This window comes from Shimia sp. R9_3 (assembly GCF_017743755.1).
Taxonomy (GTDB): domain Bacteria; phylum Pseudomonadota; class Alphaproteobacteria; order Rhodobacterales; family Rhodobacteraceae; genus Shimia.
This window is the reverse complement of the sequence record NZ_JAGHRP010000004.1, coordinates 153,367-178,439: the sequence shown is the minus strand read 5'-3', so window position 1 is coordinate 178,439 and position 25,073 is coordinate 153,367. Positions and strand designations below refer to the sequence as shown.

The following is a 25,073-nucleotide window of genomic DNA, read 5'->3' as shown; positions in this document are numbered from 1 at the left end:
AGCGCATTGCTGCATGAATTTGATGCGCGTCACTCACGGGTGGCGCGCATTTTTGCACGGAGGGTCTCTGTGCATTCGGCATTATCATCCCCGGTGGCGGCGTTGATCATCACGCCAAAGAGCTCCCGCGCCTGAGGCGGGTTATAGCGGCCAAGTCGCACGTCTTCGACGACAAGCGCCGGGTCCCGCGCCAGCGGGTCGCCGTAGCCACCACCACCGGGGGTTTGCACATGCACCCGATCTCCGGGCGCAAGCGGGATGTCCTGTTCTTTGGACAGATGCTCAGGCGTGTAGGCCACGCCATCCTGCCAGACAGTGACGCGATTGATACCGCCGTCACAGCCACCAAGCGCGCCTTGCGGGCCAAAGCGCCCGTGATCCATCACGAAGCTTGCCTTGGCATGGCCGCGGCGCAGCTCGATTTCATAATCAAGCCCAAAGCCGCCCCGTTGCGTGCCCGCGCCACCGGAGCCTTCATGCAGGGCATAGCGGTGATAGAGCACAGGGTAGGCCTGTTCCATGATTTCAATGGGCGGCGCTTTGGAGATGCCGATGGTGGAGCAGCCGTTGGCCAGCCCGTCATGGTCCGCATTGCCGCCATATCCGCCGCCGGAAATCTGATACATCACATAGTCGCGCCCCTTTTCGGGATCATGCCCGCCCAGCGCAAAATTGCCGCTGGTGCCAGCGGGCGCGGCGGTGACGCGGTCGGGCAAGGCTGGCACAAGCGCGGCAAACACCGCTTCGGCGATGCGTTGGGAGACTTCGGCGGCGCAGCCTGAGACCGGGCGCGGGTAATGGGCATCCAGAAAGGTGTCCTCGATGCCGGTGACCGTGAAAGGCGCAAAAGCTCCGGCGTTCATGGGGACTTCGGGGAAGATATGGCGCATGGCGAGATAGACCGCGCTGAGCGTGGTGGCGCGTACGGAGTTCATCGGCCCCATACAGGGGGCGCTGCTGCCGTTGAAGTCAAAGGTCAGACCAGCGGCGTTGCGGGTGACCGAAAGCGCGATTTCAAGCGGGGTGTTCACCACGCCGTCGCTGTCGACATAGGCGGTGGCGCGGTAATGGCCCGGCGCAATCTCATCAAGGCAGCTGCGCATCTGGGTCTCGGCACGGGCGCGCAGCTCTTTGATGGCGGTTGCTACCTGCGCATCCCCATAGCGGTCCAGAAGCGTGCACAGGCGGTCCTGACCCACGAGCAGGGCGGCGGCCTGTGCCTGTACGTCGCCAATGCGCTGATCGGCCACGCGGATATTGGATTTGATGATCGAAAAGATCTCCTGATCCAAGACGCCCTGTTTGAAGAGTTTCACGGGGGGCAGGCGCAGGCCTTCTTGTTCCACAGCGGTGGCAGAGGCGGAAAACCCGCCGGGGACCGCGCCACCCGTGTCGGGCCAATGGCCGGTGTTGGACAGCCAGCAGAAGATCTCTCCGTCGCGGAAAAGCGGCGTGGCAAAGCGCACGTCCATCAGATGCGTGCCGCCCAGATAGGGATCGTTCACGATGTAGATGTCGCCGGGCTCGGGGGCAGCCACGTCGCCTGCGGCAATCATCTCAACCAGTGTGCGGGTTGAATACTGCATGGTGCCGACAAAGACCGGCAGCCCTGCGTTGCCCTGTGCAATCAGCGCCCCGTCGGTGGCGGCATAGATGCCATCAGAGCGGTCGTTGGCCTCGGCAATCACAGGGGAGAAGGCTGCGCGGGAAAAGCTGAGATCCATCTCGTCGCAAACCTGCTGAAGCCCGGCCTGGATGACGGTCAGGGTGATCGGATCAACGGTCATGATGCGCTCCCGATGGTGATGATCAGATTGCCGTCTTCATCTGGTGTGGCTTGGTCGCCGGGCTGGATGAGGACGGTGGTGTCGAGCTGTTCAATCACCGCCGGACCGGCGAGGGTGAAGGAGGTGGGAAGGGCATCCCGCTCATAAACGGGTGTTGTGTGCCACTTGTCCTCAAAGAACACATCGCGGGTGCCGGTTTGGGCGGCCTGCAGCGTGGGTTGGCGTTTGGCGGGGTCAAAGAGCAGGCTGAGATCCAGCGTTTCGCGGCGTCCGATCACAGAGCAGTTGACGTTCACCACGGCGGCGTGGATGTCTTTCAAGGCGACATGAAAACGGTCGTGATAGGCTTTCTCAAAGAGCGTCTGCAGGGCGTCCTGCGCGATATAGGGGCTGGACAGGGGCACGCGAAGCAGGTGGGTTTGGCCGACAAACTGCATATCCAGTGAATATAGCGTGTCAATGTCAGTGACAGGCAGGTTTTCACCTGAAATCAAGCGCTTGCCGCGTGATGTTTGCGCGGTGAGGATCTCGGAGATTTCGTTGGGCTGCAGATCTTTGAGAGGCGTGTTGATTGTTTGTACAAAATCATGACGCAGGTCAGCGACGACGCATCCGAGCGCGTTGGTCAACCCGGGGCGCGCAGGCACAAGCACGCGGGGGATATTGAGTTCGCGCGCAAGCGCGCAGGCGTGCAGCGGCCCGGCGCCGCCAAAGGCAAAGAGCGCAAAATCGCGGGGGTCGGTGCCCAGTGACAGCGAGACCATGCGGATGGCTCCGGCCATTTTGGTGTTGGCAACCTGGATCACGGCAGCGGCGGCCTGAGTGACGCTGCAGCCCAGCGCAGAGGCGATCTTGGTTTCAAAGATGTCTTCGACCGTTGCGCGTTGGGCCTCTCCGGTGATGGTGCTGAGGCCTGATGGGTTTAGCCGGCCAAGCAGCATGTTGGCGTCAGAGATGGTTGGGGCGGTGCCGCCCAGCCCGTAGCAGATCGGCCCCGGTGTCGCGCCAGCGCTTTGCGGGCCGATGTCAAGCAAGCCGCCGCTGTTGATCTTGGCAATGGAGCCGCCGCCCGCGCCGACGGTGCGCACATCAACCATGGGCACATGGATGGGCATGCCGTATTCCACGTCGATCTCATTTGAGACCGAAGGCGTGGTGTCGCGGATCAGGGCGACATCGGTGGAGGTGCCGCCCATATCATAGGTGATGACATTGGCGATTCCCGCCCGGCGCGCAGTGTAGGCGGCGGCCATGACACCGGACGCGGGACCGGACATCACGGTTTTGGCTGCCTCCTTGGCCACATGGGCCGCGCTGACCATGCCGCCGTTGCCATTCATCACAAGCAGCTCGCCGGGATAGCCTTTCTGGGCAAGGGTGGCGGCGAGCCTTTGCACATAACGATCGAGCAAAGGCTGCACGGAGGCATTCACGGCGGCGGTGACACCGCGCTCATATTCGCGGTTCTCCGAAAGAAGCTGGTGGCCTGCGGTGATGTAGCGGTTGGGCCAGAGGGACTGGATTTCGGCGATGGCCTCAAGCTCGTGCGCGGGGTTGGCGTAGGCGTGCAGGAAATGCACCACAATGGTCTCACACCCCGCATCCAGAAGCGTTTTGGCCGCCTCGCGCACGGCGGCTTTGTCCAGGGGGGTCAGAACTTGGCCGCTGCTGTCCATGCGTTCCGGCACTTCCAGGCGCAGATCCCGTGGGATCAAGGGAGAGAAGGTGCCGTGCATCCCATAGGCTTGCGGGCGGGTACGTCGGCCCAGCTCTAGAATATCGCGAAAGCCCATGGTGGTGATCAGCCCGGTGCGGGCCAGTTGGCGCTCCAGAACGGCATTGGTCGTTGTGGTGGTGCCATGCACGATCAGGGAAAGATCGGCGGGGTTGCATCCGCCCACGGCCAGGGTGTTGAGCACGCCCTCCGCCTGATTGGCGCGGGTGCTGGGCACTTTGGCGAGCTGCAGGCGCCCGTGCGCATCCAGCGCTACCAGATCGGTGAATGTGCCGCCTACATCAATGCCGGCCACCGCCGCTTTGGGCGTTTGGATCGGCTCCGGAGCAGATTCGGGCATAACGTGTCCTCCACGGCAAATTCATTTGCATACAAATGATGGAGGGCGCGGCTGGCCGCTGTCAATCGGCCAGAATACGAATCGCTGCGCTGATGGGTTGCTCTCCGGCCACATACGCCCTGTGGTCGTTGGTGGAGAGGGTCACGCGGATGTCGTGCTCTCCGGGAGGCAGCGCGCCGATGGTGGTGCTTGGCTCATACAGCCGACCAAGTTTCATGCCGTTGAGGTAGATGTGACCATGCCCGGTGCCGGGAACATGGGGTCCGTCCACGAGATGCGGCGTGAACTCGAAGTCCTGTGACAGCACCTGCACCACCCATTGATCACCGTTCTGGGTGGCTGAAAGGGTGATTTCCGGCGCAGGTTCGCCTTCTCCGACGCGGCAGATGTCGCCGATGCCAAAGAGGCCAAAATCGGGCGCTTCGCCGGTGGCGCGCGGTGCGACGATGCGGGCGCGGGTGTTGAGTGTGCCTGCGTTCTCAAAGGTGAGGGAAACGGGCAGGGTGCGCCCGTCGCTCAAAGCACCTGACACGCCTTTGAGGTGGACAAACATCCCATCAGCCGCCAGTGAAACCGCCGAGTCAGCAGGGATCGCGCGCCGGGTGTCCAGACCGCTGAATATGGCTTCCTCAGCGTCGGGGGCTGAGACAGAAAGCAGACGGTCGGGATGGCCATTGTTGGCAATTTTGAGGAAGACGGCGACCGCTTTGTCTTCGTCAACAAGCGGGGCGGCGGTGGCATTGGTGAGCAGCACGTCGTTTGAGCCTGCAGGGCGCATCAGCGTCCAAGCGGCGCCAGAGACACAGAGAGCGATGAGGAGAAGCCCCAGTGGTTTTCGCGCTTTCATCCCAAAGGCCCCTCAGTATTATCCGCCCATGCTCCAGAAAAATCTGCCTGCCATTCTAAGCTTCAAAGGGATCGCTGCAAAGGCTTCCCTTGCGTTTGTGATCAACCTGCTGTGCGCGGGTGGCGCGGTTGCCCACACAGCGGAAGGTGGATTTGTGCTGTTGCTGCCCACGGACATCTATATCGCTTCAGGCGTGTTGGCCGTTGCGCTGACGGTAGCGATGCTGTTGGTTTTGCCGGAAAGTTTTGTTTCTTTGTCTTTTAAAAACATAAGGTTGTGTCACGCTCCAAATCTGCGGATGTTGCCGGTTAGGCCGCATCATCTCAGCAGTTTATTGTCCGCGCTGTTTCTCTTCTGGCTGATCTATATTGGGCTTGAGGGGCCAAGAGATCCGCTGGCAAATCCGTTGCCTTTGACGGTCTGGACATTGTGGTGGATCGCCTTTGTGACGTTGCAGGGGCTCTTTGGGAACCTCTGGCGCTGGGTGAACCCGTGGCGCGGGGCGGTTTGGTGTTTTCAAGCGCTGTTTGGGCGCTCCTTCAGGTTGAGGTATCCAAGCTGGCTTGGCCACTGGGTTGGGGTTGGCGTGTTTCTGGCGCTGGTGGGCTTTGTTCTGGCGGATCCGGCGCCCACTGATCCGGCGCGGCTGGCGCGGGTGGTGGCGGCCTATTGGGCGGTGACATTCCTCGGCCTGATCCTCTTTGGCCCGCGTTGGGGTCACCGCGCAGATGGCGCGAGCATGATGCTGGGGCTTTATGGCAAGGTTGGCCTTTTTGCCCGGCGTGGCGCGCATTTGCGGCTGGGGCTGAACGGTTGGCAGCTGATTAGCCTACGGTCGGTGCCCTTTGGCGTGGCGGTGCTGTGCCTGCTGATATTGGGCAGCGGCATTTTTGACGGGTTAAACGAGACTTTTTGGTGGCTGGATCAGCTGGGCCTCAATCCACTGGAGTTTCCGGGGCGGTCTGCGGTGATCTGGCAAACGCTTATTGGGCTCGCGCTGACCAATCTGGCCGTTGTGGCGCTGTTCGCCTTGGCGCTTTGGCTGGGCTTGCGGGTGGGGCGCTCACAGATGCCGTTGCGCCGTGCGCTTTGCCTCTTTGCGCCAACGGTTTTGCCGATCGCATTGGGCTATCACGTGGCACATTACTTCACGAGCTTTCTGGTGCAGGCGCAATATGCGCTGGCAGCGGCGACCGATCCCTGGGCGCGGGGGCAGGACCTCTTGGGACTTGGCACATTTTATGTCTCCACCGGTTTTTTCAACACCCAAGACAGCGTGCGTGTCTTGTGGCTCTGTCAGGCCGGAAGTGTGGTGATTGGGCATGTGGTGGCACTGCTGCTGGCCCATGCGGTGGCGCTGTGCCACGTTGAAACGCGTGCCGCCCTTACGCAAGTGCCGGTCGCTATCTTTATGATTTTCTGCACGTTTTTTGGACTTTGGCTGCTTGCATCACCTCGCGGCTTCTGACACAAACCGCGCCCTCTAGACACAACCGCCAATCGTTTGCACTCTAACAAGCATTCTGATTGCGATATTTACGGTCACAAAACCATGTGAACACAGGGGGACACAAGATGACCAAATCGAAGACGATTACGCCTAATTCACAACAGACAACCCGGCGCGGCGCGCTCAAAACTCTGGCGCTTGGCGGGACCGCGGCGGCGGCTTTGCCGATGTGGGCGCGCTATGCAGGCGCGCAGAGTGCGGAGCCGATCAAGATTGGGTTTCAAGTCCACCGAACCGGCATCGGCGCGGCCTACGGGCGCTGGTATGACCGCACCACACAAGCGGCAGCGGCGCTGATCAACGAGCAGGGCGGGATCAATGGCCGCCCCGTTGAGATCATCGCGGAAGACGATGGCACCGACCCGAAGCGTGGCGCCGAAGTGGTTGAAAAATTTGCCAATCAGCACAATTGCGATATTGGCTTTGGCACGCTGTTTTCCCATGTGGTGATCGGCTCCGCGCCGCGCGCGGGTGAGCTGAAACTGCCGTATTTTGTGGTCAGCGAAGGCCATCATGTGGCGAGCGGCATGCTCAACCGCTACACACTGCAACCCGGCATCACCGATGTAAAAAGCCAGGTGCAGGCGATGGCGCCGTTTGTGGCCAGCAACCTTGGCAAGAAGGTCACGATGATCTTCCCGGATTTTGCCTTTGGTCATGACCACCGGGATTTCTTCACCGCCGCGATTGAAGCACAGGGTGGTGAGGTGCTGGAGCATATTGCCATTCCGCCCACAGAGACCTCTTTCACCAAGTACTTCCCCAAGATCCCGCGCGACACCGAGGTGATCTACCACGTGATGGTTGGCCCGGCTGTGTTGACATTTGTGAAAGAGCTTGGTGAGTTCTTTGGTCCGCAACGGCCTGAAATATTTGGATTTATCGACAGTCTTGAAGCGGTAGACATTGGCAGCCCGGGGCTAGAGTTCCTTGAAGGCACCTATTTCTGGGAGGGCAATCCACGCTATGCGCAGGCGGATCAATCCTCTTATGACGCCTTCTTCCGCGAGCGGGTTGGGGTGGATGCCAATGGGGCCTCGGTGAGTGATCCCAAGGATGTGTCCACCTATGCGCATATGTTTGGCTGCTGGGAGACCTTGCATGTGGTCAAGGCGGGTATGGAAGCGGCAGGCTATCAAAGCACCGCTGATCGCGCCAAGCTGATTGAAGCTGTCGAGGCGATGACCGACATGCCGCATTCCAATGCGCATCCACAAGGCGCGAAGGTGTTCAACGGCAAGACGCACCAGGTGTTTGGCCATCAGTACATCACCAAGGTGACTGACGGAAAACTGCTTCTGGTGCACACGACCTCCATTGAGGATACGTATTATCCGGACGAAGTGGACTACACCACACAACCGCTCTGATTGAGAAAAGTTGTGGTGCGCCAAGGGTTTGGCGCACCCTTCGTATAGGATGCGGCAGGAGCGGCAATGGATTTTGGACCTTATTTGATGCTCGCCACGCTGGAAGGCGCGGTGACAGCGGCGGTGTTGGCGCTGACCGCGAGCGGCTTGGCGCTAGTGTTTGGCCTGATGCGCGTGGTGAATGTGGCGCATGGTGAGTTTTTCATGCTGGGCGCGGTGCTGGCCTGGTGGGTGACAAGCTGGCTGGATGGCTATGCCGCGCCTGGGTTTGCTCTGGCGCTGTTGATTGTGCCGGTAATGGTAGGTGTTTTGGCCGCTTTGGCGGATGTCACGGTGTTGAAGCGCCTGTCCTATGATCCAGAGCGCACCATCGTTGCCACCATCGGGATTCTCTATATTTTGCAGCAAGTTACGCTGATGACTTACGGCCCGGATGCGCGGCCGGTTACGCCGCCGTTTAACACGCGGTTGGCCTTGCCCTGGGTGGAGATGACGGACACGGGGCTCAGCCTTTATTGGCCCTGGGGGTTGAGCATTACGAGCTACAAACTTGCGGTGATTGGTGCGGCGGCGGGCGTGTTGGCCGCGCTCTGGCTGTTGATGACGCGCAGCAAGCTTGGTCTGATGATGCGAGCGACCGAGCAGGATCGGGAAATGGCATTGGCCTTTGGCATTCCGGTTGAGCGCGTCTATGCGCTGGTCTTTGGTCTGGGGGCAGGTCTTGCGGCGTTGGCGGCTGTGTTGATCGTGCCGATCCAGCAGGCCCACTACCTGATGGGGGGCGATCCGCTGCTGCTGAGCTTCATCGTGGTGATCATCGGCGGTTTGGGTAGCCTGCCGGGAACTGTGCTGGCCGCGCTGTTGATTGGTCTGTCCGACGGGATCATTTCGGTGTTCTTCTCACCCACGCTGGCCAAAATCATGGCCACGGTTCTGGTGGCGCTGGTGCTGGTGTTCCGCCCGCAGGGTCTTTTCGGAGCCAGCCGCGCATGACATCAGAAGTGAGGAAAATCTTAGGGTTGCATGGAGGTGTTCTGGCAATCCTTTTGGTTCTGCAATTCGTGCTGCCAGCCTATCACCATGGCAATCTCGCGCGGATCATGGTGCTTGCGACCTATGCCATCGGTTACAATTTGTTGTTTGGCTACACAGGGTTGCTGAGCCTAGGGCATGCACTTTTCTTTGCGGCGGGGCTCTATGGCATGGGGCTTGGCATGACCCAGCTTGGGCTAAGCGCCGGGGGCGCTTTGCTGCTTGGTGTGTTGGCAGGGGCCACGGTCGGCGCGGTCATCGGCGCGTTGGCGCTGCGCACCGAAGGCGTGGCCTTCATGATTGTGACATTGATGTTTGCGCAGGCCGGATACCTGACGGTGCTCTACTTTGGGGCCTACACGCGCGGAGACGAAGGATTTGTGATCCAGCAGGCGGACCGCATGTTGTTGGGCTTTGATCTGTCTGATCCGAGCAACCGGTATTTTGCCGCCTTTGCCGTATTCGCCGTGGCTTTTCTGGCGCTGCTGGCTGTGCTGAGATCGCGGTTTGGCCGCGTTTTGATCGCGATCCGGGAAAACGAAGAACGCGCGATGATGCTGGGCTATGACGTGATGCGCTACAAACTGATGGCGGTGGTGCTGTCAGCGACTTTGTCTGCGCTTTCGGGCGCGGCCTATGGGCTGCTGTTCGGCTACGTCGGGGCGAGTTTTGCCTCGGTGCAATACTCCATTTTCCCGCTGCTGTGGGTGCTTCTTGGTGGCGCTGGAACCGCGCTCGGCCCCTTGGTGGGGACGGTATTTATGTTTTACCTCATAGACTTAAGCTCCGGCATTACCACGGCTTACATGCTGATCGCCGGGGTGGTGCTGGTCTGTCTGACGCTGTTTGCCCCGCAAGGGTTGATGGGAGAGATCCGCAACCGGTTCTGGAGGTGGTTGCCATGAGTTTGCTTGTTGCGAAGGGGCTTTCCAAGCAATTCAATGGCTTGCTGGCCGTTGACGATGTAAGCTTGGATATTCCGCATGGTCAGGTGCGCGCGTTGATTGGGCCAAATGGGGCGGGCAAGACCACTTTGGTGGGCCTTCTGTCTGGCCGTTTGCAGAGCAGCGGCGGGGAAATTTCCTTTGATGGGCAGGATTTTACGGCGCTCTCTGCTCACAAACGGATTGCGATGGGAATGGCCTATACATTTCAGATCACTTCGATTTTTCCGAACCTGCCGGTCTGGGAGAATGTCGCATTGGGCGCGCGCCGGGTGTTTGCTTCGGCAGCTGAGGCAGACCGCAAAGTAGAAGCCGCGTTGAGCCGTGTGGGCCTGTTGGATCGCGCGTCAGAGGATGCTGGCGATTTGAGCTATGGCCATCAGCGGTTGCTGGAGATCGCGATGGGGTTGGCGCAGGCGCCAAAGCTGTTGATCCTGGATGAGCCAACGCAGGGCCTGGCGGATGGAGAAGTTGCGGCGTTCAACCGTTTGATCGGAGAATTGCGGGCAACCACAACCGTGCTTCTGATTGAACACAACATGGATGTGGTGATGCAAGTTGCTGATTTTGTGACAGTTTTGAATGCCGGTCAGGTGCTTTTTGAAGGCACCCCAGAAGAGATTCAAGCCAGTGCGGCGGTGCAGGGCGCCTATCTCGGAGGCGAAAATGCTGAAGCTTGAGGCGGTGGATGCAGGTTATGGTCGTGCGCAGGTGCTTCGGCAGGTGTCATTCGAGGCGCAAGCCGGTGAAATCACATGTCTTTTGGGCCGTAACGGTGCAGGCAAGACCACCACAATGAAAGCCATTATGGGGCTGCTGCCGCTGATGGGCGGGCAGGTGCGGCTGGAGGCGGAAACGCTCTCCGCACTGCCCGCGCATCAGGTTCCGCGTTGTGGCGTCGGCTATGTGCCGCAGGGGCGGCGATTGTTTGGGGAACTGACGGTTGGGCAGAACCTCGAAGTGGGGCGATTTTCCAAGCCGGATAACGAGGGCGTTTTGGAAGAGGTTTTGCAACTTTTTCCGAGGCTTAGAGAGCGCTTTTCTCAGCGTGCGAACACGTTGAGCGGTGGGGAGCAGCAGATGCTCGCCATGGCGCGGGCGCTGAGTTTGCGGCCCAAGGTGGTTTTGCTTGATGAGCCGACAGAAGGGCTGCAGCCTTCCATGATTGCGGCCATTCGCGACGTGACAGAAACCATGAGAGATCAAGGCGTTGCCGTGGTTTTGGTCGAGCAGAGGGTCGAGGCGATTTTAGCGCTCGCAGATCGTGCGGCGTTGCTTGAAAACGGACGGATGCGCGGTGTGGTCTCTGGAGCAGAGATGCGTGATGACCCGAGCATACTTGCCCGTCATCTGGGTGTCTGACGATGCGGTATGACGGCGTAGGTGCCAAACACTCAGATAAGTTTTTTCAGGAGCAGAGCGAAGATCGTCTGTTCGGCCTCATTCAGCGGGGCAAGCGTGTCTTTGGTGATTTGTTCGGCGGCGGCGGCAAGCTCTTCATAAAGTGCCCAGCCCTCGGCGGTCGGTTTCAGCAGGACGCGGCGCTGGTCTTCGGAGTCGGGCGCGCTGGCCACCAGAGATTTGTTGCGCAGACGGTCCACCACGCCTTTGATGGTGGCAGCATCCATGGCGGTGGCGCGGCCCAAGGCGTTTTGCGACACCGCTCCAAGCGCGCAGAGTTTGGCCAAAGCGGCAAACTGTGTGGGGGTCAGATCGGTGATATTTTCGGCGAAGATCGCGAGATGGCGCTGTGTCGCGCGCCGCAAAAGAAAGCCAACCTGATCGTCCAGATCATAACGCTCTGCCGCTGTGTGCGGTGGAATTGGGGGCTGAGACGTGTCCATCGGGGGCATGTGCTGGGCCTGACTGCGGTCGCGCAAGAGGGCGCGATGGCTGGGATTTGTTGACACAGGCGCAGATCCTGCCGCAAAATCCGTTTGTATACCAACAAGATTTTGAGCAATGCGCCCTAAGGGCTGAGAGGACAGCATGGGGATTTATCACCGCCCCGACAAGTTGAAAGATGCGCTCGCGCTGCTTGAGGCCGAGAGGGTGATCATTGCGGCGGGGTGTACGGATCTCTTTGCGGCGACGGAGGCCCAAGAGCTGGGCAGTGGGTCTGGCGATGTGGTGCTGGATGTGACGGCGCTTTCGGAACTTCAAGGTATTCAAAAGGTTGCCAAAGGTTGGCGGATCGGTGCTGCAGCCACGTGGAGCGATCTTGTGGCGGCCTCTTTGCCGCCGGCATTTGACATGCTGAAGCAGGCCGCACGGCAGGTTGGCGGCATACAGGTGCAGAACGCAGGCACCTTGGTTGGCAACATCTGCAACGCCTCACCTGCGGCGGATGGCGTGCCGCCGTTGCTTGCCTTGGATGCGGAGGTCGAATTGCTGAGGCCCGGTGGTATCCGCCGGGTTGCTTTGCGTGATTTTGTGACCGGCCCGCGCCAGACTGCGCGGGAAAACGATGAAATTGTGAGCGCTTTGTTGGTGCCGGAGGGGAGCATCTCCGGTCACAGCGCGTTTGAGAAACTTGGCAGCCGCAGCCATTTGGTGATTTCCATCGCGATGGTGGCCGCGTGTTTGGAGGTGAGCGACGGACAAGTGACCGGCGCAGCGGTTGCCGTGGGGGCCTGCAGCCCAGTGGCTGCGCGCTTGAGCGCGTTGGAGACCGCGCTGATCGGGGTGGTGGTTGATGATATTGAGGACGTGGTCGGGGAAGCGCAGATCAGCGCGGCTCTAAGTCCGATTTCAGATGTGCGGGGCAGTGCGGAGTACCGCTTCGAGGCGGTTCCCGAGCTTGTGCGGCGCGCCCTGCGGTCCGCAGCGGAGGCTGCGGGATGTTCCATCTGAAGGTGAACGGAACACATCATGAAGTGGCTGCCGCGCCGGGGCGGCGGCTTTCAGATGTGTTGCGTCATGATTTGGGGCTGACGGGCACCAAAGTGGGCTGTGATGGCGGAGATTGCGGCGCCTGTACCGTGTTGCTGGATGGAGCTGCGACTTGCGCTTGCTTGACACCTGTGGCGCAAGCACAGGGGCGTCACATTGAAACCATCGAAGGGCTGTCTGATTCGGGGCCAAGTGCCCTGCAGCGGGCATTTTTGCGACACGGAGCTGCGCAATGCGGGATTTGCACGCCGGGCATGGTGATGGCGGCTGAAGCACTTCTGCGGCGAGAGCAAAAACCTGATCGGGCGGCGGTTGAAGCGGCGCTTGGTGGGGTGCTTTGCCGCTGCACCGGCTATGCAAAGATCATTGATGCGGTGCTGGATGCAAGCGGCAGCGGTGCGGGCCCTGAACCGGATGCGGCGGCCTCGGTGGGTGCACGGGTTGAACGCCTGGATGGGGTGCCTAAGGTCTTGGGAACAGAGGCTTTTGGAGCGGATGTGCTGCCAGAGGGCGCGCTTTGGGTCAGAGCCATTCGCAGCCCCCATGCGGCGGCGCGATTTGTGTTCGGAGATCTGAAAGGCTGGGCCGCGGTGCATGGCGTTGAGGTTTTCACGGCGGCGGATGTGCCCGGGCGCAATGTGACGGGGGTCATCCCGGCCTTTGTGGATCAGCCTGCCTTGGCGGACGGGCATGTGCGTCTGGCCGCAGAGCCTGTGGCACTGGTGGCGGGGGCGCGGGAGGTGGTCCTTGCTCTTGATCTGGCGCAGGCCCCGATTGAATGGCAGCCGGAGGCTGCGGTGCTGGATGTGGCTTCGGCGCGCGCAAGTGATGTAAGGCAACTGCACGCGAGCCGTGCGGACAATCTTTTGATCGCAGGTGTGGTGCGTCGAGGTCAGGCTGCGGATGCGGTTTCCAAAGCTGAGTATGTGGTGTCAGGCCAGTTCACCACAGGGCATGTTGAGCACGCCTATATCGAGCCGGAGGCCGGGGCGGCGTGGATGGAGGGCGATGTGCTCAATATCCGGGCCTGCACGCAAGCGCCCGTTTTGGATCGCGATGAAACGGCGGCAGTGTTGGGGCTGCCGCAGGACAAGCTGCGCATCCGGCCAGCCGCGACGGGTGGCGGGTTTGGTGCGAAATTGGATCTGTCTGTGCAGCCACTGATCGGGCTGGTGACATTGCTGACAGGGCGGCCCAGCGTGATGGTCTATGGACGTGCGGAAAGTATGCTGGCCTCCACCAAAAGGCATCCGGCGCAGATGACCGCAACGCTGGCCGCAGATGCGGATGGGCAGCTGACAGGAATGCTCTTTGACGGTGATTTTGACACCGGAGCCTACGCGAGTTGGGGACCGACGGTGGCGGTTCGCGTGCCGGTGCACGCCAGCGGGCCTTATGCGGTGCCCAACTATGCCGCCGAGGCGCGGGCGATCCATACCAATGGGCCGGTGGCAGGCGCCTTTCGCGGCTTTGGTGTGCCGCAGGCGGCGGTACTGCAGGAAACCCTGCTGGATGAATTGGCGGGTAAAGTTGGCATGGATCGGTTGGCGATCCGGCGTAAAAACGCTCTGAGTGAGTCTGCAGAGACTGTTTGTGGGCAAACAGTGCAGGGCGTTGGGATTGGCGCTTGTCTTGAGGCGCTGCAGCCGCGCTGGGATGCGGCGCAAATCGCAGTAGCGGGCTTTAATGCGCAAAACAGTGGCAAGGCGCGCGGGATCGGGGTGGCCAGTTGCTGGTATGGCTGCGGAAATACAGCTCTGCCGAACCCTTCGACCATGCGGATGGGGATCACAGCGGACGGGCGGATTTGTCTGCATCAAGGCGCGATGGATATTGGACAGGGGGCCAATACGGTGATCGCGCAGATTGCTGCGGATGCGGTGGGCCTGCCGGTGCATCAGCTTGAGGTGCTGGATGCGGATACGGGCGTCACACCGGATTGCGGCAAGACTTCGGCCAGCCGGCAAACAGTGGTAAGCGGCAAAGCTGCGCTTTTGGCGGGGCAAAGCTTGCGGGCGCAGATATTGCAGATGGCCAACATGGGGCCGGATGCGCGGATTTCCTTGCAAGGAGGCCAATTGCGCATTTCTGAGGCCGGAGCGACGCGAGGGATAGATCTGAGCGCGTTGCCTGCGGGGCCTGAGGGCTATGTATTGATGGCGGAGGAGACTTATGATCCGCCCACCGAAGCATTGGATGAAAACGGGCAGGGTGTGCCCTATGCGGTTTATGGTTACGGAGCGCAGTTGGCTGAGGTGGAGGTTGATCTGGCGCTTGGCACGGTGAAGGTGCTAAAGATCACCGCCGCGCATGATTTGGGTCGGGTGATCAACCCGCTGCTCGCAGAGGGGCAGATTGAGGGGGGCATCGCACAAGGCCTTGGCATGGCCCTGATGGAAGAGTTTGTGCCGGGGCGCACCGAGAACCTGCATGACTATTTGATCCCGACAATCGGCGACATGCCGGAGGTTGTATCGCATCTGATTGAGATGCCGGATCCGGAAGGACCGATGGGAGCCAAAGGACTTGGTGAGCATGTTCTCATTCCAACTGCACCCGCCATTTTGAACGCAATCACAGATGGTTGCGGGGCGCGGTTGAGGCAGTTGCCTGCGCGGCCAGATCGGGTTTTGGCGGCGATCAAAGCAGCAAAAAAGAGGTCTGGGTGAGATGAACACGACATCGGGCAAAGAGACACGTATGCGGGAGGAGAAGATCCGCTGTGATGCTTGCCCGGTGATGTGCTATATCGGTGAAGGCAAAATCGGAGCCTGTGACCGCTATGCAAACCAGGGCGGTGAGATCGTTCGCTGTGACCCGCTGACGGTGCTGGACCGCACGCTGGAACATGGCGGAGAGGTTCGTCCGTTTCTGGGGCGCGACTGGCACGACGGGCTGTCGACCGATGATCTGTTTGTGACGGCCGTGGGCGCAGGCACCACCTATCCGGACTATAAACCCGCGCCGTTTCTGGCGAGCCGCGAGGTGGATGGCGCGGATTTTGTGACCGTGGTGACGGAGGCGATCTTCTCCTATTGCGGCGTTAAGGTAAAAATCGACACGGATCGGCATCTTGGACATGAGGGCGCGGTGATCCGCCACCAGGGGGAAGCTGTCGGGCTGATGATCACCAGTGAATATGGCTCTCAGATGATGAGCCTTGGCGGGGTTGATCACCTGACCGGCGGCAGCAAGTTGGAAGGGCGCGTGACCTGTGATGTGCTGTTACGGCTGCTGAACCGTGAGGCGGTGACTCTGACCGTTGATGGCGGTGCGGAAGTGGTGGTGGAGGCCGGTGTTGCCCCGATTGTGGACGGGCAGCAAGAAGCGCGGATGCGGGTGGGCTGCGGGTCGGCCACCATTGGCATGTTTGCCAGTCAGTGGCAGGGGCTGGTTGACGAGGTGGTGGTGGTGGATGACCACATCACCGGCGTTGTAAGCGAGCATCAGGCGGGCAAAGTGCTTGGCTGGCCGGATACGGGCATTCGCATCAAAGGACGGCGCAGCACGCCGGGGCGTTATTTTCAGGTGGCAGAGCCGGGGCTGGGCTGGGGCGGCACCAATATTGATGATCCGCTGTCGATCCTTGGCCCGTGGCTTGAAAAGAAAGGCGCGCGGGAGGGGTTGAGCCTGTTGATGGTGTCAACCACCGGGGAGCATGCGGCTTATTTTGAGCTCGACGCGGAATTGGAACCGCAGGCCAAGCCGATGCCGGAGGCGTTGAAGCCGTCGGTGGCCTTGATCGCCGAGAACTGCGAGCCCGCGCTTTGCACGGTGATGTTCATGGGCGGTGCCGGTGGCTCGTTGCGATCCGGCGTGACCCGTAATCCGGTGAAGCTGACCGATGCTGTTCAGGCCGGGCGCGCGGATGTCACCGTGGGCGGTGCGAAGTCATTTGTCTGGCCGGGTGGCGGCATCACGCTGATGGCGGATGTGACGCAAACGCCCAAGGGGGCCTTTGGCATGGTGCCAACCCCAGCCATTGTCGCGCCGTTGGAGTTTACCGTGTCCAAGGAGGAATATGAGGCGCTTGGCGGGCATGTTGACTCGGTGCGGGATGTTCTGGATATTTTGCAAAGCGGTGGCGCTTATGCGCGCGACAGCCATGTGTTTGGTAAAGGTGAGGACAGTGAATGACTGTTATGCCACAGGTGGCGTGGTTGCCGGACGGGCGGCGCTTGCATCTGCATCATGGGCCTATTGATCTGATTATTGAAATCTGGGGCGACGGGCGCGCTGAGGCCTATGTTGCGGTGGTGCAGCGGTTTGAGACGGTTTTGCAGGAATTGGTGGATGAGCTGCCGGGGCTGAGGCAATCGGCCGATCAGGAAATCGTTTTTGAGGGGCAGATTGCCCAAAAAATGCAAAAGGCTGCGCGGGTCGGGTTGCCTGATTTTGTCACGCCAATGATGGCAGTGGCCGGTGCGGTGGCAGATGAAATCGCCAATATCATCGCCAATGTCCCCGGTGTGGCACGGGCCTATGTCAACAACGGTGGCGATGTGGCGCTGGTTTTGACGGAGGGGGAAACCCTGCGCGCCAAGGTGATTGGCAACTCAGCAGGCGTGAAAGTGAACGCGGAAGACCCGATCCGTGGCGTGGCGACCTCTGGTTGGTCAGGGCGCAGCCTGTCCCTTGGCATTGCGGATGCGGTGACCGTTCTGGCGCATACGGCGGCAGAGGCGGATGTGGCGGCAACCTTGATTGCCAATCACGTGGATGTGCCCGGGCATCCGGCGATCAAAAGAGCGCCTGCCAATGAGGTGCGAGAGGATACGGATTTGGGCGCGCGGCTGGTGACCGTCGATGTCGCGCCGATGCCTGCTGAAGATGTCGAGCAGGCCTTGCTGCGCGGCGTGCAATACTCGGAAAAGCTGTCACAAAAGATGCCCCTGGCCGGTGTATATCTCTATGCGCAGGGGCAAGCGCGTTGTGGGCTCAAGTTTCTTTCATAACCCGTGCAAGCGCGCAGAATTGCTCCAGTGAAACCTGTTCGGCGCGTTCGGTGGGCTGGATGCCTGCGGCCAAGAGCCGGTCCTCGATATCTGGTGCCTGACCTTTCAGGGCTGCGCGCAGCATCTTGCGGCGCTGGTTGAAGGCGGCAGCGACCACGCGCGACAGCGTTGCGGCATCAGCGGGATAGCGCGGCTCTTCCAGAGCGGTCAGATGGACCACAGCGGAATGCACCTTGGGTGGCGGGGAAAATGCGCCGGGTGGCAGGGACATCACGATATTGGCGTTGGCACGCCATTGGGCGAGGATCGCAAGGCGGCCATAGGCTTTGGAACCCGGTTGCGCGGTGATACGTTCGGCCACTTCGCGCTGAAACATCAGGGTGAGGCTCTGCCAGAACGGCGGCCATTCCTTTGGCGTGAGCCAACGCACCAGAAGCTCTGTGCCGACGTTATAGGGCAGGTTGGCCGCCACGCGGATCGGCGGTGTGAGATGGGCAAGCGGGTCCACTTCAAGCGCGTCGCCGTTGATGACTTGGAGCTGGCCGGGGTAGGCGGCTTCGATTTCTGCGAGCGCTGGGATGCAGCGGTCGTCTTTCTCGATGGCGAGCACGCGACGTGCCCCTTCGGCGAGCAAGCCGCGGGTCAGGCCGCCGGGGCCAGGGCCGATTTCCAACACGTCACATTCGGTGAGATCGCCTGCGCGACGGGCAATCTTGGCGGTCAGGTTGAGATCGAGCAGAAAGTTCTGCCCCAGAGACTTGCGGGCAGAGAGGCCATGGGTGTCGATCACCTGACGCAGCGGGGGAAGATCATCAATGGCGCTCATGGTGTTACCTGTGGCTTACCTGTGTGATTGCGCGCGCAGGGCGCGATATTGGCCTTGGGCGGGGATATGTGCCGCCCTGTGACGCGTCAAGCGCTTTGTGGGCGGCTGTCGGCCATGCGAGCGGCCATGCGCAGCGCGGCAATGGTGCTGGACGGGTTGGCCTGACCTGTGCCTGCGATGTCAAAGGCGGTGCCGTGATCCGGTGAGGTGCGGATGAACGGCAGGCCCAGCGTGACATTGACGCCGCCGTCAAAATCCAATGTCTTGATCGGGATCAGCGCCTGATCGTGGTAGGCACAGATGGCCACGTCATAACGCGCGCGGGCGGCGGCATGGAACATGGTGTCAGCGGGCAATGGACCTGCGATGTCAAAGCCCTCAGCGCGCAGTTTGTCGAGAACGGGGGCGATCACGCTGGCATCCTCATGGCCCATTGCGCCTCCCTCACCCGCGTGCGGATTGAGTCCCGCCACCGCGATCCGGGGATTGCCGAGGCCAAACTGATCTGTGAGGCCTTTGGCGGTGATGCGGATGGTGTCTTCCAGCAGTTCAGGTGTGAGTGCGGCAGGAACCTCAGACACTGGAATGTGGATGGTGGTGGGCACAACGCGCAGCATTTCGGAGGCCAGCATCATCACCACATTGTCCACGCCACCGAGATCCGCAAGAAATTCTGTATGGCCCGGATAGGCGAAATCAGCGCCGTCTTTCAGGGCTTTCTTGTGGATTGGCAGTGTGCAGACCGCGCTGGCGCTGCCGGACATGGCCATGTCAACCGCTTGGGAAATCACATCAATCACGCCTTCGGCGTTCTCAGGATCTGCCTGACCGGGTGTGCGTGGCGCGCCAAATGGATGGGGAAAGACCGGCAGGGCCTCTGGCATCAAACCCGCAGCCTCCGCCGGGTCGTCTATCATCTGATGCGGCACCGTGCCGGGCAAATGATCGGGATCGGCGATCAGGAAGAACGGCAGCTCCTCTTTCAGGGACTGCCAAGCTTTCTCGGCGATCTCAAGGCCAATGCCCCCCGGCTCACCACAGGTGAGGGCAATGGGCGCGCGCGATGATGGGTTTGTCACTTTTCAATGATCCGGGCTTGGGCGCGCAGCTGGCTGAGATAGCTGTTGGCGTAGCTCTCCAGACGCTGGTTGCGCAGGGCCTGGGCCACGTCTTCGCGCGAGATTTCCTCAGCCAGCTGGGCTGTGCGGCCGCAGAGCATCAGAAGAATGAGGTTCTGCCCATCTGCGGTGGTCAGATTGTAGGAGGCCTCGTTGTCGTCGAGCTTGGCCAGCTCCAATGCCACGTCCTGCGGAATTTCATTAGGCGCCTGTGTTTCACGCACCAGAATTTCCGCGGGCTGATCCTGTGCAATGGCAAAAAGATCGTCACAGCGGTCAAGGCTGCCAGCAAGTTCGTTGGCTTTTGCGAGGTTTTCCTCGGTGCGGCCACCCGGCAGATAATACTTCATGTAGTCGACGGCGGAATAGGTCGGTGTTGAGCGGCCGGTTTCAGCCACATCCCGCAGCTGGAACAGCGCCACGGCGTTGGGCAGCGGCAGCGGACGGCTCACTTCGCCGGGGCGCAGAGCAGTCACAACAGGGCGCAATTCGGCGGGCAGATTGGTGACGTTCATCCAGTCGACACGTCCGCCTTCGGCTTTGGTCGCGGCGGCGGAATAGGTGCGGGCGGCGTTTTCAAAGCTTTCAAAGCTGGTGAGCTCTGAAAGCTGCTCTGCCAGACTAAGCACCTGACGCTGGTTTTGCGGCGTCAAAGGAATGATGATTTCATTCAACAGCACGCGCACGCCGCCGGAGCCGCTATTCTGGGCAATGGCGCGGTCGATCTCTTCCTCGCTGACCTGGGCATTGCCCCCGAAGCGGGACTGCACAACACCGCTCCAGGTGATGTTGGAGATGATGAAGTCGCGCAGTGTTTCTTCGTCGATCCCTTCACCGGATAGCGCCTGAACCAGATCGTCGATGTTCATGTTGATGCGGGCGGCGAAGTTGTCGAGGCCGTTCTGGATGCCTTCATCCGTGGCCGCGATGCCGGTGAGGCGGGCGGCTTGCAATTTCAAGCGGTCATCGATCAGCTGTTCGCGCGCCAGTTTGCCGGGATCACCCGGCGCATTCATGATGGCAAGCAGGCGCGCGCGCTGATCAAGCTCGTAGTAGCTGACGGCGGAGTCGTTCACCAAAATCGCTGGGCTGAAAGCGCTTTGCGCGGAGGCGGGTCCGGTCAACAAGGCAGCTGCCGCGAGTGTGCTGGCGGTGCCAGTGAAGGCGCGCAGAAGGGAGCGGATGAAAGGGCGTCGCGTCATGAGAGTGTCGTCTTCCTGTAATTCAGCCACAGGTGCGGCTATAGCTCTTATCGTTTGAATTGACCGAAAATCCAAGCAGGGCCACGTTGATGCCAAAGGTGTTGCTGGATTGTACGGTATCGGATGTGGAGAAGCGGCGCGAGAGCGAAAGTTCGACCTGCACGCATTCGTTACGATACTGCAGTCCGAGGCCCGCGCGGGCCGATTTTCCGGCCACGGCGTCATAGCGCCAGTCGACCAGTCCGGTCCAATGGCGCGAGAAACGGTAGCTGCTGTCCAAGGTCCATTCCGAGATGCGCTCGTCACGCGCTTCGCCGGGATCTCTTGCAAGCCAAATGTAGCTGGCATCCACCATCAGCATCGGATTGCTCCAGCCCAGGCGGGCGGCTGCCTTGTTGAGGGTGCCACCAGAATCCAGCAGGCCTCGGGCAGAGGCCACCAAACCGTTTTGGTTGTTGAACTGACCTGCGATCAGCAGATCTGAGGTCTTGCCGGACAGGCCGGATGTTTCAGAAAAATCACCTTGGGACTGATCGCGGAACACTTGGCCAAAGGTGAAATGCCCTTCCCAGCCCTCAGAGGTGACGCGCGACCAGTTCACGCCGAGAGCCGCAGCCAGGCCGCGTTCGCGCCGGTCATAAGACGGGAAGCGGGACAGGGCGAGCAGGTTGCCCTCGTCAAATTCCGCGCGGGTGCTTTCATCATTGGCAATGTCGAGATCGCTGCCACCGGTCCAGCCGACCTGTGCAAGAGGTTCCAGCAGATAGGTTGCCCCGTCGGTGCCGCGTTTGACCAGCGGGTATCGCAGGCTCACGGCGACTGTGGGGGTGAAGCCGCTGTCGAAAGAGCTGAAATTTGAGTCGTTCAGAGTTTTATAGGCGTCAAAGGCCAACCCACCGGTTGCGCCCACACGCAGACCGCCGGCCATCGTCCAGTTGCGCAGCCATTCAACAGAGGCATTGGTGCGCGCCACATCACGGCCGTCATCACCATCCGCACCTGAATCCCGCTGGTGGGAATGCGCCTCTAGCCGGGTGCGCAGCTCGCCGCCAATAAGACTTGGGAAATAGCGGCGCTCGGTTTCGGCCTGAAACACCAGCGTTGGCAGGGTGTTGTTGTCTTCGTCATCGCGCAGCGAGCGGAAGTGGTACACGCCAAAGCTGGTGTTCTCGTAGCGAGAGGCGCGCTGTACCTTCACGCTGCTGTTGAGGCGGTCGAGATCTGAATAGTCGTAGTCAGAGAGATAAGCATCATCTGATACGGCTTTGATATCAAAGGTAAGTTTGTAGTCTCTTTGCAGCTGGAAGAGTCCATTTGCAAAGGCGTAACCACGGGTTTCTCCGGGGCGCAGGTCGTCATCAGAAATCGCGCCATCAACCTGAAATCCGCCATTTTCAAACGCCTGCCGATAGCGGAACTCCAGCGTGCGGGATTCGGTGGAGATATAAGGCGTGAGCGTGATGTCTTTGTCTTCGCCGATCGGGAAAAAGTAAGGCAGCTTCACCCCGTTGCCGAGCAGCGACGTGCGTGTGAATTGCGGAAACAGAAAGCCTTTGCTGCGTTTCAGCGTTGGATCGGGCATCCGCAGGTAGGGGAAATAGAACACGGGCACATCGCGGACGAGAAAGCTCGCCTGCTCAAAATACACCTGCCGCTCTTGCTGATCGTGAATCACCCGTTTGGCACGGATTTGCCAAAGGGGGGCTTCGCCGGTTTCGCAGATCCGACAGGATGAAACTGTCGTTTTGGTCAGGACGTTGTAGCGGCCCTCAACGCGATTGAGCTGTTGGGCGGCCATTTGCACCTGATCGGCAAGCACAAGGCGTGCGCTGCGGATCAGTCCTGAACGGAAATCGGCATCAAGCTCGGCAGTGTCTGCAACAATGGAGACCTCATCCCCATCACTGATCCGGATGGGGCCAATGAGGCTGATTTCGCCAGTTTCATTGTTGTAGGTGACCTCACGGGCTTGCAGACGGGTGTTACCGGAGACGGCTTCGACATTACCGCGCGCTTTGAGGATATTCTGGCCGACCAATTCCACGCTATCGGCAATCAGCACCACATTTTGCGGCGCCTCTTGGGCGGTGTTTGAACCTGCCGCCGATGCGGGGGCGGATTGCGCGTAAGTGTGCAGAGTAAAAGCGCAAGTCAGTGCGGTGGCCGCCATCAGGCGGAAGAGGAGCTTCGTCATCCGTCCTCCATATGCAACAACAGCCCCAGTGCCAATAAGACACTTGCAGAAGGTGGCGCCCAGGCTGCGAGGAGCACAGGGATCTGACCGTTTTCCCCAAGGATCTGGGCGAAGTTGCGGATAAAATAGAGGCTAAAGCCAACAAGGATGGCAAACAGAACGGCGACGCCGGTGTTGCCAAAACGGGTGTGGCGCATGGTGAAAGCGGAGCCGACCAGAACCATGGCCATCAGGAACAGAGGCTGGGCCAGCTCCATGTGCAGCCAAACGGTGTGGCGGCGCGATGAAAACCCTGCTTCGTCAAGCTCTTTGATAAATTGAGGCAAGAGCCACACGGATATCGCTGAGGGGCTGCCGAAACGGTCGCGGATGCGGTCGGGCGTGAGATTGCTGGCGAGGTGGAGCGTTTCGTGATGCACGGCCTCGGCACCTTCGGTGACGCTGCGGTTGAGGTTCCAGACGCGGGCGTTGGTGAGTTCCCAGCCTTCCTCAAGCAGGCGCGCGGTTTCTGCTTCGATGCGCGATTGCGGCCCGCCGTTCTCAGCGTATGTGATGACGCTGAGGTTGATGAACTGGCTTGCATCCGAATTGGTGCGGTCGGCGTGAATGACGGCGTGACCTTCTGGTCCGCCTTGGCGTAGCCAGATGCCTTCTTCGGTAAGGGAGAGCGCCTCGCCGCCATTGTTGCGCAAGGCGTCGCTTTGCTTTTCATATTCCAGAGATGTCGTTGCGACCAATGGGTTGAGAACTGTCACCGCAAGCAGCCCCAGCAGCATGGCCACAACAACAGGTGAGAGTACGGCGACGATCCCGGATCTGCCCGCGGCGCGTACCACCACCAGCTCTGAGCTGCGGGCCAGGCCGATGAATAGGGCCACGGTGGCCAGAATAACAATCAACGGCAGCAGCTGATAAAGCCCCTGTGGCGCGCGCAGGAGCGTGAGGCCGAGCACGCGGTAAAACCCAACCTCATCCACATCAAAGCGGCGCAGCTGTTCCATCATGTCCAAAAGCATGGTCAACACAAAGAAGACGGTCAGGATGCTGAGGAACATCCAGAGGAATTTGCGCGCGAAATAGAGGTGCGTGGTCATGCGGTTGCCCTCCGCAGGCGCAGAGGATTTGATGCGAAATATAGCAAGCCAAAGGCTACAAAGAAGCCAAGGGCCGCGGGCAAATAAAGCAGTGGCCAGAGGTCCGGGGCGTCCAGAACCGGATCAGAGACCACGTTTTTGAGCGCTTCGAGCACAACGAGGATGGCGAAGGCTGACAGGATCTGCCGCCAGACCCCAAAGCGGCTAAAACTGCCAATGATCAGCATGCCAAAGCCGATCAAGGCAAAGACGATACACATGATCGGCTGCGTGAAGCGGGCGTGGAATTCTTCTGTGACTTTCCCAAGGCTTTCTCCGGTTTCGGCAGACACAGAGGCCAGGGCGCCAATAACATCCCAGGTTGGCATGAAGTCGATAGAGCCGCGGGAGGCGACATCCGGGTCAACAAGGGCGCTGATGTCATAAGAGAAGTCAGCGAAATTGGTGGTCATCAGGCGATCCGTGCCGGTGGGGTTGAGCTGCATGAGGCCGTCGACCATCACCAGTTTGGGGCCGCTTTCGTCCTGTACCAGATAGGCCTCCGCAGCGGTGTGAACCGTAGAACTGCCGGGGTTGCGGCTGTCAGCCATCAGCACGTCTCTGAGCACACCATCGGAGGTGATTTCGCGGATGTAGAAAGTGACCCCGTCAATGGGATGCAGAAAAGTGCCATCCGTCAAAAGGCGTGCAGTGACATTCTCGCTGATCTCGGACTGGCGCTGGCTCAGTTCTTTGGTAGAGCCAGGCACAAGAAAATGGGTCAGGGCGCTCATCATCAGAGCGGTGATCAGGCCAAAGATGGCCACCGGGCGGGCCAGACGCCATGGGCTGAAGCCGGTGGCCTGCATGACGGTCAGTTCGCTTTCATTGGACAGACGGTTGGTGACATAAACCGTGCCCGCGAAAACCGCGATTGGCAGCACGCGCCGGATCACGTTTGGCAGGGTCAGAACCGAGAGTTCCAGAAAGACAGCCACGTTCTGGCCGCTGGCGATCAGCTGGTCAAACAGCGACACCGCCTGGTTGACCCAATAGACCGACACAAGGATCAGTGCGAAGAAGCCAAACAGGGTTAGGAACTGCGACAGGATGTATCTGTCGAATCTGCTCACGCCGTGGACTCCCTCAAGTGCCTATTCTTTCGGCGCAGTTTAGTGGAATTGATTGCGCGGTGAAACTGCAATCTGGCGATGGCCACTGGTCAAGCCAGATCGGGCGCGCTAGGTG

Annotated in this window: 20 protein-coding genes; 10 read left to right on the top strand and 10 right to left on the bottom strand. The window is 60.3% G+C overall.

Annotation, left to right across the window (positions count from 1 at the left end; all coding sequences use genetic code 11):
* Nucleotides 1–29: 29 nt before the first annotated feature.
* From J7412_RS12250 to J7412_RS12240, 3 genes are all read right to left on the bottom strand, one after another.
* Entirely contained in the window at nucleotides 30–1,787 is a 1,758-nt protein-coding gene (locus J7412_RS12250; RefSeq protein WP_209078906.1) for a hydantoinase B/oxoprolinase family protein, read from the bottom strand.
* Nucleotides 1,784–3,862 (bottom strand): hydantoinase/oxoprolinase family protein, encoded by a 2,079-nt coding sequence (locus J7412_RS12245; protein WP_209078905.1) that lies wholly within the window; start codon nucleotides 3,860–3,862, stop codon nucleotides 1,784–1,786. Before J7412_RS12245 ends, J7412_RS12250 begins: the two co-directional genes overlap by 4 nt.
* A gap of 61 nt (nucleotides 3,863–3,923) precedes the next feature.
* Nucleotides 3,924–4,709: a copper chaperone PCu(A)C gene (locus tag J7412_RS12240; RefSeq protein WP_209078904.1), complete on the bottom strand. Its 786-nt coding sequence runs from the start codon at nucleotides 4,707–4,709 to the stop codon at nucleotides 3,924–3,926.
* A 28-nt stretch (nucleotides 4,710–4,737) separates the two neighbouring features.
* Here J7412_RS12240 and J7412_RS12235 point away from each other — a divergent pair, with 28 nt between their 5' ends.
* The 6 genes from J7412_RS12235 (at nucleotide 4,738) to J7412_RS12210 (ending at nucleotide 10,927) form a co-directional block, all read left to right on the top strand.
* Nucleotides 4,738–6,177, top strand: a complete 1,440-nt coding sequence (locus J7412_RS12235) for a hypothetical protein (protein ID WP_247743908.1) — start codon at nucleotides 4,738–4,740, stop codon at nucleotides 6,175–6,177.
* 107 nt (nucleotides 6,178–6,284) lie between these two features.
* Complete coding sequence (locus J7412_RS12230) at nucleotides 6,285–7,589, top strand: ABC transporter substrate-binding protein (RefSeq protein WP_209062575.1); 1,305 nt, start codon at nucleotides 6,285–6,287, stop codon at nucleotides 7,587–7,589.
* A gap of 66 nt (nucleotides 7,590–7,655) precedes the next feature.
* Nucleotides 7,656–8,582 (top strand): branched-chain amino acid ABC transporter permease, encoded by a 927-nt coding sequence (locus tag J7412_RS12225; protein ID WP_209078903.1) that lies wholly within the window; start codon nucleotides 7,656–7,658, stop codon nucleotides 8,580–8,582.
* Nucleotides 8,579–9,526 carry a branched-chain amino acid ABC transporter permease gene (locus J7412_RS12220; RefSeq protein ID WP_209078902.1) on the top strand — a complete coding sequence of 316 codons (948 nt, stop codon included), beginning with the start codon at nucleotides 8,579–8,581 and terminating at the stop codon, nucleotides 9,524–9,526. Before J7412_RS12225 ends, J7412_RS12220 begins: the two co-directional genes overlap by 4 nt.
* Nucleotides 9,523–10,245 (top strand): ABC transporter ATP-binding protein, encoded by a 723-nt coding sequence (locus J7412_RS12215; protein WP_209078901.1) that lies wholly within the window; start codon nucleotides 9,523–9,525, stop codon nucleotides 10,243–10,245. The genes J7412_RS12220 and J7412_RS12215 overlap by 4 nt, the downstream gene beginning before the upstream one ends.
* Nucleotides 10,232–10,927, top strand: a complete 696-nt coding sequence (locus J7412_RS12210; RefSeq protein ID WP_209078900.1) for an ABC transporter ATP-binding protein — start codon at nucleotides 10,232–10,234, stop codon at nucleotides 10,925–10,927. The genes J7412_RS12215 and J7412_RS12210 overlap by 14 nt, the downstream gene beginning before the upstream one ends.
* Nucleotides 10,928–10,959: 32 nt before the next feature.
* Here J7412_RS12210 and J7412_RS12205 read toward each other — a convergent pair whose 3' ends face one another.
* Entirely contained in the window at nucleotides 10,960–11,475 is a 516-nt protein-coding gene (locus tag J7412_RS12205) for a MarR family winged helix-turn-helix transcriptional regulator (RefSeq protein ID WP_348540497.1), read from the bottom strand.
* A gap of 79 nt (nucleotides 11,476–11,554) precedes the next feature.
* On the opposite strand from J7412_RS12205, the gene J7412_RS12200 reads away from it, so the two are divergent.
* From J7412_RS12200 to J7412_RS12185, 4 genes are read left to right on the top strand one after another with little or no spacing between them, the layout of a single operon-like run.
* The gene (locus tag J7412_RS12200) at nucleotides 11,555–12,418 is read left to right on the top strand and encodes an FAD binding domain-containing protein (RefSeq protein WP_209078899.1); all 864 of its coding nucleotides are present in this window, start codon (nucleotides 11,555–11,557) and stop codon (nucleotides 12,416–12,418) included.
* On the top strand, nucleotides 12,406–15,126 hold the full coding sequence (locus tag J7412_RS12195; RefSeq protein WP_209078898.1) for a molybdopterin cofactor-binding domain-containing protein: 2,721 nt from the start codon (nucleotides 12,406–12,408) through the stop codon (nucleotides 15,124–15,126). Before J7412_RS12200 ends, J7412_RS12195 begins: the two co-directional genes overlap by 13 nt.
* A 1-nt stretch (nucleotide 15,127) precedes the next feature.
* Nucleotides 15,128–16,594: a 6-hydroxynicotinate reductase gene (locus tag J7412_RS12190; protein WP_209078897.1), complete on the top strand. Its 1,467-nt coding sequence runs from the start codon at nucleotides 15,128–15,130 to the stop codon at nucleotides 16,592–16,594.
* Entirely contained in the window at nucleotides 16,591–17,412 is an 822-nt protein-coding gene (locus J7412_RS12185) for a UPF0280 family protein (RefSeq protein WP_209078896.1), read from the top strand. The genes J7412_RS12190 and J7412_RS12185 overlap by 4 nt, the downstream gene beginning before the upstream one ends.
* Here J7412_RS12185 and rsmA read toward each other — a convergent pair.
* The 6 genes from rsmA to lptF form a co-directional block, all read right to left on the bottom strand.
* Entirely contained in the window at nucleotides 17,396–18,238 is an 843-nt protein-coding gene (gene rsmA / locus J7412_RS12180; RefSeq protein WP_209062593.1) for a 16S rRNA (adenine(1518)-N(6)/adenine(1519)-N(6))-dimethyltransferase RsmA, read from the bottom strand. The genes J7412_RS12185 and rsmA overlap by 17 nt on opposite strands.
* An 86-nt stretch (nucleotides 18,239–18,324) precedes the next feature.
* The gene (pdxA, locus tag J7412_RS12175; RefSeq protein ID WP_209078895.1) at nucleotides 18,325–19,317 is read right to left on the bottom strand and encodes a 4-hydroxythreonine-4-phosphate dehydrogenase PdxA; all 993 of its coding nucleotides are present in this window, start codon (nucleotides 19,315–19,317) and stop codon (nucleotides 18,325–18,327) included.
* A complete protein-coding gene (locus J7412_RS12170) occupies nucleotides 19,314–20,558 on the bottom strand; it encodes a peptidylprolyl isomerase (RefSeq protein WP_209078894.1) in 1,245 nt (414 codons plus the stop codon). The genes pdxA and J7412_RS12170 overlap by 4 nt, the downstream gene beginning before the upstream one ends.
* Before the next feature lie 22 nt (nucleotides 20,559–20,580).
* A complete protein-coding gene (gene lptD, locus J7412_RS12165; RefSeq protein ID WP_247743907.1) occupies nucleotides 20,581–22,752 on the bottom strand; it encodes an LPS assembly protein LptD in 2,172 nt (723 codons plus the stop codon).
* Nucleotides 22,749–23,846 (bottom strand): LPS export ABC transporter permease LptG, encoded by a 1,098-nt coding sequence (lptG, locus tag J7412_RS12160; RefSeq protein WP_209078893.1) that lies wholly within the window; start codon nucleotides 23,844–23,846, stop codon nucleotides 22,749–22,751. The genes lptD and lptG overlap by 4 nt, the downstream gene beginning before the upstream one ends.
* Nucleotides 23,843–24,958: an LPS export ABC transporter permease LptF gene (gene lptF / locus J7412_RS12155; protein ID WP_209078892.1), complete on the bottom strand. Its 1,116-nt coding sequence runs from the start codon at nucleotides 24,956–24,958 to the stop codon at nucleotides 23,843–23,845. Before lptF ends, lptG begins: the two co-directional genes overlap by 4 nt.
* Between the last annotated feature and the right edge of the window lie 115 nt (nucleotides 24,959–25,073).